Here is a 16,381-nt window from a genome sequence, read left to right as displayed (position 1 = left end):
TACAATTTTATTGATATTAATAACAATTATCATTACTATTTGAAAATATTTTTTCATCCTCTTGTGATTGGCTTCTCCCCGCCAATATCTGGACTCCCCGTCATGAACCTAAATGTAGAAAAACAGTTATGGTTTAGCCAAGTTTATCAAGCCCAGCAAAGCACGCTGTTGTCATGGTTTAAGCATAAACTGCAACATCATCACCAATCTGAAGATTTGAGTCAGGAGGTGTTCTACCGTGCCTTAAAAAGTGATTATTGCTTTGAAAAGATTAAAGAACCCCAAGCTTGGCTGATGGGCATCGCCAAACATGTGATCATTGACCATTGGCGTCGCCAACATATTGAACATTTATATTTAGATGCACTTGCACAACTGCCAGAAGAATACTATCCCTCAGCTGAATACGAAGTCTGTATTCGTGAAACGCTTTATCAAGTGCATTTGATGCTGGAAAAGCTACCTCGGCGTACCGCACAGGTATTTTTATTATCGCAACTGGATGGACTAACTTATCGTACCATTAGTGAAAAACTGGATATTTCTGAAGCAACAGTCAAAAGAGAGATGAAACAGGCTTTCTTGGCCTGCATAAGTCTTTATAATCAGACTGATTAATTGCTGAGTTTTCTTTGTTGCTATGTCTCAAACCCCGAAAATCCCTGATCATGTATTGGATCAAGCCGCCGATTGGCTGGTGCTTTTACATTCAGGTGAAATGACTGAGTTACAGCAACAACAATTTGAACAATGGCAGGCAGAAAAACAAGAACATGCCTTCGCCATTCAGCACATCAATAGATTTACACACGGCTTATCAGGTTTATCCAATCATTTTCCCTCAGAATCCTTAGTCCAGTCCAAGCAAAAATTTAATCTGAGCAGGAAACGAAATATGCTGCTCAGCCTGTCAGGATTGCTGGTTATCGGTTGCGGCATATATCTATTGCCTTGGGCAAAATGGCAGTCTGATGATCATACAGAGGTGGGTGAAATTAAAACCATTGTATTGCAAGATGGTTCAACCTTGATCTTGGCCAGTGATAGTTATATCAAGGTGGATTTCTCCAAGCAGATACGAAAAATTCAACTGATCGAAGGCGAAATTTATATCCAAACCGCCAAAGATCCACAACACCGCCCCTTTATGGTCAACACCAAAGATGGTGCAATCGAGGCCTTAGGCACTCAATTTACAGTACGCCAAGAACAAGATGATCAAACTCGGGTCAAAGTCTATCAACATGCTGTTGCTTTACAGCCGCAGGATTCTGGGCAACGGCAGATTTTACAGCAAGGTCAACGTGCATATTTCGACAGTCAACAGATCTCTAAACCGTTGCCATTGAATAACGAGCAACCCTACTGGACTCAACAATTACTGGTGGTAGAACAATGGCCGCTTCAAAAAGTACTCGATGAGTTATATCGTTATAAAAAAGGCACTTATTTCATCGAACCAGCGTTAAAAGACCTTCGCGTTTCAGGCGTTTTTTCATTAAAGAATCCTCAACAAAGCTTAGAGACACTGGCCTATACACATCAACTTGAGCTGAGCTACTACACTCCATATGTATTAAAAATAAAAAAAAGATAAAAAGATGATCCTTTTTTCAATCTGATCCGACTTATAGAGAAATACACTCCCAGTTGAGAAGACCACATGAAGGATTATCAGGCGAAAACGACCTTAGCGCTGGCTGTACGCGCCATTTTATGGGGCATGCCACTCAGCATTGTCAGCATCGCAACAACGTCTGCTTATGCTGCTAATGTTTATCAGATTTCAATTAGCTCAACTACACTCGACCAAGCATTGAAGCAACTCGCCATTCAAACTGGAACGACCATCAGTTATGACTCGACTGCGCTTGCAAAAATAAAAAGCGTTTCACTGAAAGGGAATTATTCAGTAGAAACTGCTTTAGAGACTTTGCTCAAACCACATGCATTTGAAGCAGTCAAAGTTGCCAATGCTGGATATAGCATTCAAGCCAAAGCAACTGTGACTACAGTTGAACCTAAAGTGGTTCAATTAGAAGCGATTCACACCAAGGCAAATACAACTGAATTAAATCAAAATAGCGAAACTGGCGTCGCACAATTAGCGACAATACATTTAAGTGCGGACAAAAGTAAAAACCTCACCACAGAAGGATCTGGTTCCTATACAGCCAAAGCAACAACAGCATCGACAGGGTTGGCTCTTTCACTCAAAGAAACGCCACAATTGGTGAGTGTCATTACCCGCCAACAAATGGAAGATCAAAACCTGACGCAACTGACCGATGTTGTTTCACAGGCCGCAGGATTAAGCATTAACCAAAGCGGTAACATTGGCAGTGATAATTCACCTATTTATGCACGTGGTCAAACGGTTGATAACTATTTGCTCGATGGCGTAAAGCTGATGAGTTCATATAGTAGTATTTTCCAAAGTCAGGACACCGCTTTATTTGACCGTGTTGAAGTCGTACGTGGTGCCAATGGTTTAATGACTGGTGCAGGCTCTGCCAGTGCCAGTATTAATATGGTACGAAAGAAACCTCTACAAGATTTTAAAGCTTCTGTCAGCACTAGTGCAGGTTCATGGGACACATATCGTACCGATGTCGATGTTTCAGCCCCATTAAACCAAGCTGGAACAATCCGCGGACGTACCGTTTTAGCCTATCAAACAGGTGACTCTTATATCGACCGCTATAGTGAAAAACGTAAAATTGCCTACGGTGTCGTTGAGGCAGACCTTACAGAAAGAACCAAAGCCAGTTTAGGAATCAGCTATCAACAGATGGATATTTCAGGTATTGCCCGCGGCGGTTTACCTTCATTTTATACCGATGGTACTTTAATTAATTGGTCACGTTCGGACTCAAACGCTGCAAGTTGGAGTAAGTCTGATCGAACAACAACAGCTTATTTTGCAGATGTGGAACACCAGTTTAACGAACGCTGGAAACTCAAAGGTATCATATCTCGTACGATCACAGCCTCTGATGAAATTGTCGGTTATGGTTACTCGCGTTCAGGAATTAATAAAGAAACTGGGGCTGGTACTTTACTTTATGGATCTCATTGGGACTACGAACCAACTCAGGACTTATTTAACTTAACCTTAAATGGTTCATTTGACTTATTTAACCAAAGTCATGATCTGGTTTTAGGTACCACCTACACCAAAAGTAAAAATAAACGCCCAACCTATTCGGGTTGGAGTGTGAACACTTTAGATAATATTTTCGAATGGGATGGAAATACACCTACGCGTCCTGAAATGCCAATTGGTGGCTGGTACAGCAATGATGAAAAGAGCCAATCTGTATTTGGTGCGATACGTCTAAAACTTGCAGATCCACTGGCAGTGATTTTAGGAACACGTTTAGAAAATTGGCAACGCATAGATAAGGACTACACTAACTCTAATCAAGAACTCGTTCCTTCAAAACGTGAAGAAAAAAATAAATTCATTCCTTATGTTGGCATTACCTATGAATTAACAGAGCAATGGACAGGTTATGCAAGCTATACCAATATTTTCTTACCACAAGATAAGCAAACCACCACAGGTAGCTATATCGATCCACTGATCGGAAATAGCACAGAACTGGGGATTAAAGGTGAATTCTTTGATAACCAACTAAACTTTGGTGCTGCAATATACCAAACTCAAGAAGATAATAAAGACATTGCGATAGAAGGAGCAACGACACCAAATGGCTCTCAAGCATACCGTACCGAATCTGGTACAAAAAGCCGCGGCTTTGAGTTAGAAACCACAGGTAAACTCACGGATACTTGGCAGCTCTCTGCTAGTTTTTCTCGAAATCTATCTCAGGACAAAAATGGCAAAAACTTAAATACCAGCATTCCAAACAACACGGCTAAACTATTTACCACTTATACTCTGCCTTATCTCGATGAAGCACTAACAATTGGTGGTGGCGTTCGTTGGCAAAGTGAAATTTATCAAGATGGTGGACCAAATGGCGTTCGCTTCACTCAAGACAGCTATGCTTTAGTCGACTTAATGGCACGTTATAAAATCAACGAAAATCTGTTGGTAAATTTCAACCTAAATAACCTGTTTAATGAAAAATATCATTTGGCGACCACCAATAGTTATTATGGTGCGCCAACCAATTTCCGCGTGGGTTTGAAATATGACTGGTAAGCCAAGCTAGCCCTAGCTTTCCATCCAGTCATAAAAAAGAGGAAACTTTGGTTTCCTCTTTTTTATTTAACAACGATGCAGCCAAAGCTTAAATCAAGGTCACAATCAGCATTAGCCCAAATAAAACAGTCATAATCACATTGGCCTGCAAGAGTTTTTTAGGCTGATACGTTAGTAATAAGCCCACCGCCAAAGCAGCAAAGGTGATACACCCCAACCACTCAGATAAGCCGACAGAAACCCCTTTTAAATAAATCATGACCAACGCAGATATAAGAAGAATTACCCAACCAGCAATTTCAAAACATCGGCTCGTTTGAGCTGAAATCTGAGAACTAAAAATATCACGCTGATGCTTACTCATCCCGCACGCAAGCGCCGATAAGGCCACCACAGCAACACACCACAACATCATTGCTGCCATTATGCTTGCTCCTGTACCGCTTGAACCTTAGGCTGTTTTTTCTGCTTCAGTGGCAGGCCTTGGTAACGCTTTAACTTGTAATACGAATAGATAAAAATCAGACCTAAAATAATACACACCAGATCAAAACTGGCGATCATCCATTGTCCATGATAGATACTCATCCACAACGCCTGCCCGCCTGTAAGGAAATTCAGGATAGGCATAAACAGGAACAGTACGGCTGCTAAAGCCAGTTGTTCCAACCATGCGGGACGATGCGCTCGAATAGCCGCATGAATTAAACACAGCAGCCATACGATAAAGAACACATTAATCTCTAACGGAGAACGTTCTGCCAACTGAGCTGGGATAAAACGATTGGCAATAAAATAAGCCGCACAGGCAATTGGTAGACCTGTGATTGCAGCAATATTCAGAACCTCAACTACGCGATGACCAAACGGCTTATATCCCAGTTTCTGCACGTCTGGAATACGTTTCACCACCCACAAAATCAGGCCTGAAGCCACCATCATGGTACCCAAGATACCCGATAAAAATAATAACCAACGTAGGACTGAATCCACACCATGTGCCATATGTAACCAAGTCACTAAGGTATAAATAGCTTTCGACGTGGAATTTACAGGCTTGGCTTCATCAATCAGTTGTCCTGTCACCGCATTAAACTTCATTGAAGGAATGCTTTCTCGATCAAGCAATGTGGTGGTACGGGTTGCATTGAACTGAACGTCTGCTTCTACGGTATTCGGTTTATTCACTCGAATTGAAGCAATCGGATTATCTTCCCAACCTTGTTGAACGTAATGACTCAATGCGACTAAATTCACCATCGGTGCTGCTGCAAGTACAGGTGCTGCTTGTTCGGCCTCACCACGACGGCCACCACCGCGATTGCCGCGCCCTTCTTCGGCTGCTTGTTTTTGTTTTTGCTCTGCCAATAAACGTGCTTGCTCAGGTGTTTTAGCAACAGGTTCATTCAGCATTTGATAAAAATTCTGCCCACTTCCATAATGGCTGTTCATCGCCCAAGGCATAAACATGAACATCAACAGCAGCAAACCACTAAAGGTGATCATGATATGAAAAGGTAAAGCAAACACAGCCGTTGCATTATGAGCATCGAGCCACGAACGCTGTCCTTTGGCTGGACGGAAAGTAAAGAAATCTTTGAAAATCTTTTTATGGGTGATAATACCGCTGATAATCGCCACAAACATAAATAAGGTTGCGATACCAACAATCCAACGTCCCCATATACGTGGCATACCATAAAGTTCAAAGTGGAAGCGATACAAGAAACCACCACCCCGCGTTTCTCGCGCTTTAATCTCTTGTCCCGTTTGTGCATCTAAATAGATTTCACCACCCCGACGGCGGCCTTCACCCGGCTTACGGATATTCAGCATAATGGCAGGTTGGCGTTCATTGGCAAAACGGATATTCCAACTTTCGGCAGGCTGCCCGTTTTGCTGCAAATACTGTAGTGCATAACCCAATTGTTGCTGCTGTGAAGTATTATTCACAGACTGATGCAATTCAGGTTTCATCCACACCGTAATTTCATTTTGGAAAAAACTGAGCGTACCCGTCAGAAAAACTGCATAAAGCAACCATCCCAAGAGCAGGCTTGTCCATGTATGTAACCATGACATCGACTGGCGAGGGCCTTCATTTTTACCATCAACACGCATGACTTTACCCTTTTAAAAACCAATAAATCAACGTCATCAATACACTGGGAACAATAACGCCTAACCAGACTTTCGAGGTTGAGTTGACCAAAAATACCCAAATGAACACGGCACAATGGATCACAAAAGCCAACATGGTTGCCCCAAACACGGCATTGGCTTTGGAAGGTTCAGCTGCAAACAGGAAACCCATCAACATTGCAGCAATCGCAGCAAAGTAATAACCACCAAAAATGGCCAAGACAAAACGTGAAAAAATCATCAATCGATATTTAATCAATGATGATTGTTCCACCTTCTTTTTTGTGATCCTCTTGGCGGAGGCCAAGGGCACAGACGCTTCAATATTCATAAAAGATACCTAGTCTGGTGACGATGATGCAAAATAATCGCCACCAACATTTCAGGAAGATTAGAAAGAAAACTTAAGGTTTAGATAATATTGGCGACCACGGACATCACTGTATTTACTGAGGTAAGACTGAGTTCCAGACATGTCGACCGTGTAATCGTTAAATAGATTTTGAATACCGAAACTCAATTCGCTAGCGCTGTGTTTTAGCAACTTACTGCTCGGCAATTTCACTTTGGCAAAAATGTCATGGTAGATTTGATCTTCGATTTTCAATTTTTGATCGGCACGACCCGTTTGATTCAAAATCGCAGTCGCATTAACCATGTCATAAGAACCATAATATTGGCTTGCCCAACCAAAGCCCCAATTGTCATTGGCTTGTAGATAAATAGAGGCATTGGCGCGATGTTTTAGCGGTGCATCGGATACCGCACCACCCACCACACTGACAAAATTCTTCTCTGGGTCAATCAAATTATGTTGTTGGCGATATTCATTGACATGGGTATAGCCCAAATTAAAGGTGGTTTCTCCAATCACGCTATCAAAACGATAATTTAAATTGGTATCGATCCCACTGGTTTTAAGGTTTAAAGCATTGAATGGCGTGATATCAATTGAAACCACATCGCCAGCTTGATTGCGTTGAATGCGGCTACCATATTTGCTTTGATTGTCTAAAATATATTGCGCACTGATCGAACTGATATTATTGGTTTTTTTGATGTTGTAATAATCAATGGATAAGCGCAAATCTGGAATCGCCTCTGGGGTTAACACAATCCCAGCATTAATACTCTTTGAACTTTCTGGCGTCAGATCAGGATTACCCCCAGAAATGCTTTCATACGTGCTAATGATTTTACCTGTTGCTGGATCAGTTAATGTCGCTCCCGTCACTTGGGTCGACGTGGCTTGAGAAATCTGAGAGACTGATGGTGTAACAAAACCTTCGCTATAAGACGCACGGAACATCAATTGGTCATTCGGCGCGAAGCGAAAACCTACTGTTGGCGTGATCGCATCAAATTTTGATTTACCAGAATCACTATAATTTAAGAACTTGGAACGATAGCCCGTAGCAGGATCAATTTTACTGTCATATTGCGGTATCTTGGCTTGGACATTGAAATCCTCATAACGTGCAGCCAGTTGCACATCGAGTAATTTGGCGAAAGGTAAATTCAGCTCAGGTGAAATCAGAGGAATATTAAATTCCGTGTAAACACTGGATGCATTGCTCTTACGTTCAGTCGGCTTCACCCAAGGATTGTCTACATGTTGATGTTCCGCAAAGCCTTCACTTTCATAACGGCGATGCTCAATCCCCGTTGCCAATCGAATATCACCTGCATACCATTTTGCGATCGGACCTGTGGCTCGAATCGAGAAATCATTTAAAGTCTGCTGCGTATTATTTTTTGGATAGTTCCAGTATTTTGAAATTAAGTCCGTTGGTGTGGTGGTGAAATCTTGCAGAAAATCAATTGCATTATTAGCGGTATCTTTGTTCCATGCACTGGCTTTCGGATTTCTGCTGCCTTGACGCGTATAACGTTGACGAATATCCGATTTACTCCATGCATAATCTGCCGAGAGTATCCATTCTGGTGTCAGGTCAAAGCTAAAGCCTGTTGCTATTTTCTTCTGGGTGGTTTCAAAGGTGTCCTTGGCAAAGCCACCTAGGCTATCCAAACGCATTGGATAATTCACCAGAATATCCTTACCAAAAGGATTATGCGGACTATCTTTGCTCACTGTTACCACGTTATAACCGTGCGGTGAGGTATTAAATGACCAACCCTCTTCTTTTTCATAGCCCGCCTCAAGAAACACATTCAGACGATCAGTAAAATCACGATTTAAAGAAAGCCCAAACGCCTCAGTCTTGGTATCGTAAAGTAATCCCTCTTTCCCCGACCAGCCACTCACTCCATCTGACAAACCTAATGCATAGCCTTGGCCCAGTTTGCTCAGATCACCATTCCAACCTTTTGGAAGATGTGCCATAGATGAGCCCCATCCTGGCACTAATTCAGAACCATCTTTACTACGAATATTGGTTAAATTGCCTGCAGGCGGGTTGACCTTGTCCCCAATAAGACTATTTGGATTATTTTTTAAAATATTTTGGCGAGATTTATTTTTCCAGTCACGTTCACTCGCTAGCAAACTATCTTGATCTTTTTTGGAAGCAGTCAACATCACATGGGTACGGCCATCTTCCAGAGAAAAACCTGAAACCAAATTAAAAGATTTGGCGGGTTGTTGATTATCCACAGTATCGCTATAGCGCAGATTCACTTCGGTGCCGACATAGTCTTTACGCAAAATTACATTGATGACACCACCAATCGCACCACTGCCATAAATCGCAGCAGCGGATGTCGGTAATACTTCAATCCGTTCAATTGCAGCCAAAGGAATATTATTTAAATTGGGTTGATCGGTAGATTCAGAAGTACCACGACTGCCTGTTCCCGCACTACGGCGGCCATTAATCAACACCAAAGTTTGACTGGCACCAAGTCCACGTAAATTAATTTGACTCGATGTACCTGAGAAATAGCTGGAATTATTGGTTGAGGTCGCCATCGGCAATACTTTAGACAATAACTCGGTGACTGTGGTGGTACCTGAGCGCTCAATCTCTTCCCGCTCGATCATGGTGTAGGCTTGGACATCATCTTCGCTACGTGGAATATCCATATTGCCTGATTTATAGGCAACATCGGCCTTACTTGCCGTCACTGCAATGGTCGGCAGCGTCGAGGCTTTATCTGCACTATCTTGTGCAAATACCTGTGGAGATGACAACACCAATAGAACAGAAATGCAGAGTGTTGTTCTAATAAATTGAGATGATTTGAGAGAGCTATTTTGTTCTAACACGTAAGAACCTTAATTCATTATTAAAAATTTCGTGAATAATACACAAAACAAACAAAAATGACAATAATAATGATAATTATTATCAATAATAACATTAGCATCCCATATCTCTCCATGTTTTAAAGTCATCAATAACAACAACAGCTTATATGATGGGGTAAGGTGATCAATCCGTCTTAACAGCGGATAAAGTGCTCAACTTTAGAAAGATGCAGAGCTAGCTTTTTGTAGGTTTTAGTGATTATGATTAAAAAAAATAAGCCCATCTTATTCGCGAATTTGAATAAGATGGGCTGTTCAATTCTTGTATTGAATCGACAATTAAAACTTATGTGTATACGTCGTCATAATTCGATTTTCGACAAAATCTGTGCCTGGATTATTGCCCGCACCATATTTAATATCTGCTCGGATATGTCGCCATTCAAAGCCCAAACCTTTCAGTTTACCTTCAGGTACGGTGTAGTTAACGATCACATTCTTCTCGGTTTCTTTATTATCCTTAAAACCTTCCCGATAGATTTCACTGCCATTTAAATAGCGTAATGTCAATTTTAACCCGGGGATACCTTGCTCTTTAAAGTCATAACTATATAAAACATGCCAAGTGAACTCTTTGGCTTTGTAGAAAGCAATTGCAGACCAACTCTGTAAATAAGCTTGTGGTACATAACCATTCAACAAGGGAATATTGTCCTCACCCATATGCTTTTGCAAACCTGTCAAAATGGTATGTGGTCCATTTTGCACACTGGCTTGCAGACCGATTGACTGGACATCTATATCGCCAAAATAAGCATCGCCATCTTCTTTATAGTTAAAGTAGCGAGCATCCACTTTAAGCTTGCTTTTGTTGACCATTTCCGTATAAGCCGCACTCAAATATTGTTGTTGATAAATATCTTCAAGCTGCCCAAACCAATAAGAACCCGTCAACTGAGGGGTAAAATTATAATCGAGACCCAGAAAATTCAGCCCATCACTTCTTTTGTTTGGGTCTGTCGAGTTGCCTAAGGTAAATTTTCGATATTCATCATCATCTCGAGCATTCACATGGGTAAACCGCCCTGCTGACACCTTTAAATTTTTGATGTCTTTGCTTTCTAGCATTGCACCTGCATAAGTGGTGACCAATTGCCGAGAATCATCAATAAACAGTACTGGTGTCTTTGGGAAAAGCTCACCGACTTTCAGTTCGGTATTGTGATATTTAAATTTTAAAGTCGCGCCTAATTTTAAATAATCACGCTCCTGCCGACCTTCGTGCTGATCATATTTAAATACGGTATCCAGACGTTCATCGTAGCGATCCGTTAAACGCAGTGCATATTGAAACCCCAGATCCAAACCGACTTGAAGTGGTGTATCGGTATAGCCAGATTCAAAGCGTCCTGTCATCGCCTGAGACCAACTGCCCAGATCTTTATTGGTATTTTCAAAATCCCGCTCTAAGTAGAAATTACGTAGATAAATGCATTTTTCACTGTCTTCAAAAAAATCGGCATAAGCCACATTGATATTTAAACAGCCAAACAATGTGTACAGTGCTACGCGCTGTGCTTTATACAGCGTATCTGGTTTTAACATGGGAAATCCTTTCCTGAGTATTTGAAATTCTTATTCATTCACGCTGAGCGTTAAGACCATTCTCACAACTGAGACTATGCTTTCCACGACCTTTAAAACTGACATAAATTCAGAAAGATATATTTGAGCAAATATTAGTCACACCTTATTATTTGAATTATTAATGTAATTTTCCATAGATAATGAAGTATATAGTTATACCTTTTAAGTCTAGTTTTAGGTCATTTTCACCCCAATTAAAAAAGCGATCATGATGACCGCTGATAAATAAACTTGGTGCCTAGAATGGCTTAATCACCCTCTAGTTGGATCGGAATACCTTCCTCTTCAAATACCTGCTTAATGCATTCTAAAATCTGCGGTAAGTATGGACTCTGATCCATATTGCGCACCGCCAATGAAATTGGGGTATAGGCTTCCAAATCCAGAATGGGGATATACACCAGATTTTTCATGCCGATATCACTGGCACTTTCTGGAATCAGGCAAATCCCCTCACCTGATGACACCAAACCAAGCGCCATATGAATTTCACGTACCTCGACCATGTCTTTAGGCACCAGACCCAAGTCGGTAAAAATCGACTGAATCAAGGTGGAAAAGTTTGGCTTTTGCGTGGCAGGATAAGAAAAGATAGGTTCATCAATAATCTGGGACAGATAAATCCCCTGATCGATAAAGCGGGTTAAATGATGGTTTTTATGAATGGCTAATTTGAGTTTTTCTTTGCGCAATAAAATCCGTTTAATCGCAGGATCACTAATTCTTAAACGTCCAAAGCCTAAATCGATTTTACCCAGCTTTAACGCTTCGATCTGATCCTTGGTACCATGTTCAATCAACTCCACCTGAATATCAGGATGATTTTGACGGAATAAATAAATCACTTGCGGTAACAGTGCATAAAGTAGTGAACTGACGTAGCCAATACGCACAATCTTATTCACCGTGCTAATGCGTTTTGCCATGGAAGCCGCTTGGGCGGTATGGGTCAAAATCTGCACCGCATGCTGATAAAAGAACTGCCCCGCTTCTGTGGTTTTCACAGGTCGCGAACCACGTTCAAATAACAGGATACCCAGTTCCTCTTCTAGCTTTTGGATCTGCCGGCTTAATGGTGGTTGTGCAATGCATAACTTTTCTGCGGCTTTGGTAATGCTCTGTTCCTCGACCACTGTCACGAAATAACGAAGATGTCTTAATTCCATTTAATATACCTTTTAAGTATCTAAAAATACCAAATTCAGCCTAGTTATAGATATTACATTAATTTAGGGTATGTAAATAGCTCAGGACGAAAGAAATACCCAAGATGTATAAATCCATAGAAACCCTACTTGTCGAGATCCCAACTATCCGCCCACACAAGATGGCGGTTGCAACCATGCAAACCCAAACCTTAGTCCTCATCAAAGTGACAACAGAGGATGGTTTGATTGGTTGGGGTGAAGCAACGACCATTGGTGGCTTGGGTTATGGAGATGAAAGTCCTGAAAGTGTCAAAACCAATATCGAGCATTACTTTTCGCCATTGTTAAAAACTTTGGACAGTTTTAATGTGGCTCAGACACTTCAGGCCATTCAACACAGCATCAATGGGAATCGTTTTGCTAAATGTGCAATTCAAACGGCGCTACTGGATATTCAGGCACAACGTTTAGGTCTACCGCTCAGTGAAGTGTTAGGTGGGCGCCTACGTGATAGCGTTCCTGTACTTTGGGTTTTGGCCTCAGGCAATACTGAAAAGGACATTGCTGAAGCAGAAAAAATGGTTGCGTTAAAACGCCACAATGTGTTCAAGCTCAAAATCGGCTCTCGACCAGTTGAGCAAGATGTTGAACATGTACTGGCAATTAAACAAGCCTTGGGTGCAGAAGTTTCGATTCGTGTTGATGTCAACCGTGCATGGTCTGAGTTGAATGCGATTAAAGGGATTCAAATGCTTCAGGATGGTGGGGTCGATCTGATTGAGCAACCTTGCGCAATTCACAATATTGATGCCATGCAACGTCTGACGCGCAAGTTCGATATTGCCATTATGGCGGATGAATCTTTAACCGGTCCGCAAAGTGCGTATCAACTGGCAAAAAGCAATGCAGCCTCAGTGTTTGCAGTAAAAATTGCCCAATCAGGCGGTCTGATTGAAGCCTGTGAAGTCGGAAAAATCGCCAATCTGGCAGGGATCGATCTTTACGGTGGCACCATGTTAGAAGGTCCAGTTGGCACCATCGCTTCCGCACATGCCTTCTCTACCTTTAGCAATTTAGCCGCTGGTACGGAACTGTTTGGTCCACTGTTGCTTACGGAAGAAATTTTAAAAACACCGCTTCAATATGGCAATTTTGAACTCAAAATTCCAACTGGCCCTGGTCTCGGTATTGAACTGGATGAAGACAAAATCGACAACCTGCGTCGTCAATAATTCAAGGAGTTGCCATGCTTTTTCATGTACGAATGGATGTAAATATCCCGCTCGATATGCCAGTTGAACAGGCCAATCAAATTAAAGCTGTTGAAAAGGCCTATTCACAAGATTTACAGCGTCAAGGTAAATGGCGTCATATCTGGCGCATCACCGGACAATATTCAAACATCAGTATCTTTGATGTGGATAGCAATGAAGAACTGCACAATATTTTACAGGGATTACCGTTGTATCCCTACATGAATATTGAAGTGATGGCGATGAATCGTCATCCATCAGCCATCCGTGAAGACGATAGCTAAAGAAGATCAGAACAGAATTTAAACAAGGAATGTGGCAAGCCAAGCAAGCAGCAAAACAGCAAGTCCGCGAGCCACCAAAAATTATCATACTTCAGGAGATTATGTATGAACCGTCAAGAAATCGATGCACTGGTTAAAAAAATGAATGTGGATACCGCGACAGGTGAAGTCAATCCACGTGTACAACAAATCGTAGTTCGTCTGCTTGGTGATCTTTTTCAAGCGATTGAAGATTTAGACATCTCGCAAAGCGAACTATGGAAAGGTCTGGAATACTTTACCGATGCAGGTCAAGCCAATGAACTCGGTTTATTGGCAGCAGGCTTAGGCCTTGAGCATTATCTAGATTTACGTGCGGATGAAGCTGATGCCAAAGCAGGCATTACGGGTGGAACACCTCGTACCATTGAAGGTCCACTCTACGTGGCTGGTGCGCCAGAATCTGTCGGTTTTGCCCGTATGGATGACGGTTCTGAATCGGACAAAGTCGATACCTTATTCATCGAAGGTACAGTGACTGATCCTGAAGGTAATATTATCGAAGGTGCTAAAGTCGAAGTTTGGCATGCCAACAGCCTCGGTAACTATTCATTCTTTGATAAGTCCCAATCTGACTTTAACTTACGCCGTACCATTTTATCGGATGCCGATGGTCACTATGTGGCACAGACTACTATGCCTGTCGGTTATGGCTGCCCGCCTGAAGGGACTACTCAAGCCGTGCTGAACTTGCTCGGCCGTCATGGTAACCGCCCTTCTCATGTGCATTATTTTGTGTCTGCACCGGGCTATCGCAAATTAACCACACAGTTCAATATCGAAGGTGATCAATATCTATGGGATGACTTTGCATTTGCAACACGTGAAGGCTTGGTCGCGACTGCTGTTGATGTGACGGATGAAGCTGAACTTGCTCGTCGTGGTGTGAATAAGCCATTCAAACACATTACGTTTAATGTTGAATTGGTGGCAGAAAAAACAGGTGCACCAAGCACTGAAGTTGACCGTCGTCGTGTCGGTGCTTAACTTCCCAGAATCACTGTGAGCTAGACCTTAGCTCACAGTTTTTAAATTTCTATGCATACCCGTTTATACAGCAATCTGTATGTATAGAAATTTGAAAACATGGATAAAAGGTTGGCCTTATGATTGATAAAAGTAAGCTCTCATTGACTGAGGCATTGTCACAGATCAAGGATGGTGCAACCATCATGATTGGTGGCTTTGGCACCGCAGGACAACCCGCTGAACTGATTGATGGACTAATCGAACTTGGTATTAAAGACTTAATCATCGTCAATAATAATGCTGGTAATGGCGATTATGGTTTGGCCAAACTGCTTAAAACAGGTGCGGTACGTAAAATTATCTGTTCTTTCCCACGTCAGTCGGATTCATGGGTCTTCGATGAACTGTACCGTGCGGGCAAGATTGAACTGGAACTGGTGCCACAAGGCAATCTGGCGTGTCGTATTCAAGCGGCAGGTATGGGACTCGGTGCTGTGTTTACCCCAACAGGCTTCGGTACTTTATTGGCAGAAGGCAAAGAAACCCGTCATATCGAGGGCAAAGACTATGTACTTGAGTATCCGATCAAAGCCGATTTTGCCTTAATCAAAGCTCATCAGGGCGACCGCTGGGGCAATCTGGTCTACAACAAATCTGCACGTAACTTCGGCCCGATCATGGCGATGGCTGCGGATGTCACCATTGCGCAAGTGTCTGAACTGGTCGAACTCGGTCAGCTAGATCCTGAACATATCATTACCCCAGGGATTTTTGTCCAGCATGTGGTCGCTGTCGATGCGACGATTGGCACAGGAGCATAAACATGAGCTATCAAAAACTAAGCCGTGACCAGATTGCTGAACGTGTCGCACAAGATATTCCCGATGGCGCTTATGTCAATTTAGGCATCGGCCTACCAACCAAGATTTCCAATTATCTTCCTGCGGATAAAGATGTATTCCTGCATTCGGAGAATGGCTTGCTGGCATTTGGGCCACCGCCTGCCAAAGGTGAAGAAGATCCTGAATTGATTAATGCAGGTAAAGAATACGTCACTATGCTCACTGGTGGCAGCTTTTTTCATCATGGTGATTCCTTTGCCATGATGCGTGGTGGGCATTTAGATATTGCAGTGCTTGGTGCTTTCCAAGTGGCAGCCAATGGTGATCTCGCCAACTGGCATACTGGTGCAGCAGATGCGATTCCTGCAGTCGGTGGTGCCATGGATTTAGCAGTGGGTGCCAAGAAAGTGTTTATCACCACCGATCACAACACCAAGCAAGGTGAACCGAAGATTGTTGAAGCGCTTTCATATCCAGCAACAGGTTTGAAATGTGTTGATCGAATTTACACCGACCTGTGTGTGATTGATGTGACTGCTGACGGTTTAAAAGTGATTGAGAAAGTAGACGGTCTGAGCTTTGAGGAATTGCAAGCTTTGACGGGTGCAAAACTGATTGATGCGACACTAGCTTAAGGATTGAAATCCCCCTAAATCCCCCTTTGTTAAGGGGGACTTC

General features: G+C 42.3%; 14 protein-coding genes. 8 read left to right on the top strand and 6 right to left on the bottom strand.

Translation table 11 applies throughout. The features are described from left to right. Positions 1–102: 102 nt before the first annotated feature. From V6E90_RS02280 to V6E90_RS02270, 3 genes are all read left to right on the top strand, one after another. Complete coding sequence (locus V6E90_RS02280; RefSeq protein ID WP_016541815.1) at positions 103–618, top strand: sigma-70 family RNA polymerase sigma factor; 516 nt, start codon at positions 103–105, stop codon at positions 616–618. Between the two features lie 22 nt (positions 619–640). Next, positions 641–1,597 (top strand): FecR family protein, encoded by a 957-nt coding sequence (locus tag V6E90_RS02275; protein WP_332604407.1) that lies wholly within the window; start codon positions 641–643, stop codon positions 1,595–1,597. Positions 1,598–1,663: 66 nt separating this feature from the next. After that, positions 1,664–4,171, top strand: coding sequence for a TonB-dependent siderophore receptor (locus tag V6E90_RS02270; RefSeq protein WP_332604406.1), 2,508 nt, complete (start codon positions 1,664–1,666; stop codon positions 4,169–4,171). Positions 4,172–4,259: 88 nt separating this feature from the next. Here V6E90_RS02270 and V6E90_RS02265 read toward each other — a convergent pair whose 3' ends face one another. The 6 genes from V6E90_RS02265 to catM form a co-directional block, all read right to left on the bottom strand. Then, on the bottom strand, positions 4,260–4,595 hold the full coding sequence (locus V6E90_RS02265) for a DUF3325 domain-containing protein (RefSeq protein WP_332604405.1): 336 nt from the start codon (positions 4,593–4,595) through the stop codon (positions 4,260–4,262). Then, positions 4,595–6,292: a PepSY-associated TM helix domain-containing protein gene (locus tag V6E90_RS02260; protein ID WP_332604404.1), complete on the bottom strand. Its 1,698-nt coding sequence runs from the start codon at positions 6,290–6,292 to the stop codon at positions 4,595–4,597. The genes V6E90_RS02265 and V6E90_RS02260 overlap by 1 nt, the downstream gene beginning before the upstream one ends. 4 nt (positions 6,293–6,296) lie before the next feature. Beyond that, positions 6,297–6,644, bottom strand: a complete 348-nt coding sequence (locus tag V6E90_RS02255; RefSeq protein WP_332604403.1) for a DUF3649 domain-containing protein — start codon at positions 6,642–6,644, stop codon at positions 6,297–6,299. 60 nt (positions 6,645–6,704) lie between these two features. Continuing rightward, on the bottom strand, positions 6,705–9,539 hold the full coding sequence (locus V6E90_RS02250) for a TonB-dependent receptor domain-containing protein (RefSeq protein WP_332604402.1): 2,835 nt from the start codon (positions 9,537–9,539) through the stop codon (positions 6,705–6,707). 321 nt (positions 9,540–9,860) lie between these two features. Continuing rightward, the gene (locus tag V6E90_RS02245; protein ID WP_332604401.1) at positions 9,861–11,126 is read right to left on the bottom strand and encodes an OprD family outer membrane porin; all 1,266 of its coding nucleotides are present in this window, start codon (positions 11,124–11,126) and stop codon (positions 9,861–9,863) included. 290 nt (positions 11,127–11,416) lie between these two features. Continuing rightward, complete coding sequence (gene catM / locus V6E90_RS02240; RefSeq protein ID WP_004654826.1) at positions 11,417–12,334, bottom strand: cis,cis-muconate-binding transcription regulator CatM; 918 nt, start codon at positions 12,332–12,334, stop codon at positions 11,417–11,419. 104 nt (positions 12,335–12,438) lie between these two features. Here catM and V6E90_RS02235 point away from each other — a divergent pair, with 104 nt between their 5' ends. From V6E90_RS02235 to V6E90_RS02215, 5 genes are all read left to right on the top strand, one after another. Further along, on the top strand, positions 12,439–13,548 hold the full coding sequence (locus V6E90_RS02235) for a muconate/chloromuconate family cycloisomerase (protein ID WP_332604400.1): 1,110 nt from the start codon (positions 12,439–12,441) through the stop codon (positions 13,546–13,548). Between the two features lie 14 nt (positions 13,549–13,562). Next, entirely contained in the window at positions 13,563–13,853 is a 291-nt protein-coding gene (gene catC / locus V6E90_RS02230) for a muconolactone Delta-isomerase (RefSeq protein WP_004654828.1), read from the top strand. 105 nt (positions 13,854–13,958) lie between these two features. Then, positions 13,959–14,879, top strand: a complete 921-nt coding sequence (catA, locus tag V6E90_RS02225; protein WP_016541824.1) for a catechol 1,2-dioxygenase — start codon at positions 13,959–13,961, stop codon at positions 14,877–14,879. Between the two features lie 119 nt (positions 14,880–14,998). Then, positions 14,999–15,682 (top strand): 3-oxoacid CoA-transferase subunit A, encoded by a 684-nt coding sequence (locus tag V6E90_RS02220; protein ID WP_332604399.1) that lies wholly within the window; start codon positions 14,999–15,001, stop codon positions 15,680–15,682. A gap of 2 nt (positions 15,683–15,684) precedes the next feature. Then, entirely contained in the window at positions 15,685–16,338 is a 654-nt protein-coding gene (locus V6E90_RS02215; RefSeq protein ID WP_332604398.1) for a 3-oxoacid CoA-transferase subunit B, read from the top strand. The last annotated feature ends 43 nt before the right edge of the window (positions 16,339–16,381 follow it).

Source organism: Acinetobacter sp. ESBL14 (assembly GCF_036668815.1).
In the GTDB taxonomy this organism is placed as follows: domain Bacteria; phylum Pseudomonadota; class Gammaproteobacteria; order Pseudomonadales; family Moraxellaceae; genus Acinetobacter; species Acinetobacter gyllenbergii.
Note: the sequence above shows the minus strand (reverse complement) of the source record. Positions and strands in the feature narration are given on the sequence as shown.

Bases quoted from the DNA above. Each gene is read 5' to 3' on its own strand.
- V6E90_RS02275 (WP_332604407.1), top strand. From the start codon at position 641: ATGTCTCAAACCCCGAAAATCCCTGATCATGTATTGGATCAAGCCGCC.
- V6E90_RS02255 (WP_332604403.1), bottom strand. From the start codon at position 6,644: ATGAATATTGAAGCGTCTGTGCCCTTGGCCTCCGCCAAGAGGATCACA.
- V6E90_RS02245 (WP_332604401.1), bottom strand. From the start codon at position 11,126: ATGTTAAAACCAGATACGCTGTATAAAGCACAGCGCGTAGCACTGTAC.
- V6E90_RS02215 (WP_332604398.1), top strand. From the start codon at position 15,685: ATGAGCTATCAAAAACTAAGCCGTGACCAGATTGCTGAACGTGTCGCA.
- V6E90_RS02260 (WP_332604404.1), bottom strand. From the start codon at position 6,292: ATGCGTGTTGATGGTAAAAATGAAGGCCCTCGCCAGTCGATGTCATGG.
- catC (WP_004654828.1), top strand. From the start codon at position 13,563: ATGCTTTTTCATGTACGAATGGATGTAAATATCCCGCTCGATATGCCA.
- V6E90_RS02220 (WP_332604399.1), top strand. From the start codon at position 14,999: ATGATTGATAAAAGTAAGCTCTCATTGACTGAGGCATTGTCACAGATC.
- V6E90_RS02280 (WP_016541815.1), top strand. From the start codon at position 103: ATGAACCTAAATGTAGAAAAACAGTTATGGTTTAGCCAAGTTTATCAA.
- V6E90_RS02265 (WP_332604405.1), bottom strand. From the start codon at position 4,595: ATGGCAGCAATGATGTTGTGGTGTGTTGCTGTGGTGGCCTTATCGGCG.
- catM (WP_004654826.1), bottom strand. From the start codon at position 12,334: ATGGAATTAAGACATCTTCGTTATTTCGTGACAGTGGTCGAGGAACAG.
- catA (WP_016541824.1), top strand. From the start codon at position 13,959: ATGAACCGTCAAGAAATCGATGCACTGGTTAAAAAAATGAATGTGGAT.
- V6E90_RS02270 (WP_332604406.1), top strand. From the start codon at position 1,664: ATGAAGGATTATCAGGCGAAAACGACCTTAGCGCTGGCTGTACGCGCC.
- V6E90_RS02235 (WP_332604400.1), top strand. From the start codon at position 12,439: ATGTATAAATCCATAGAAACCCTACTTGTCGAGATCCCAACTATCCGC.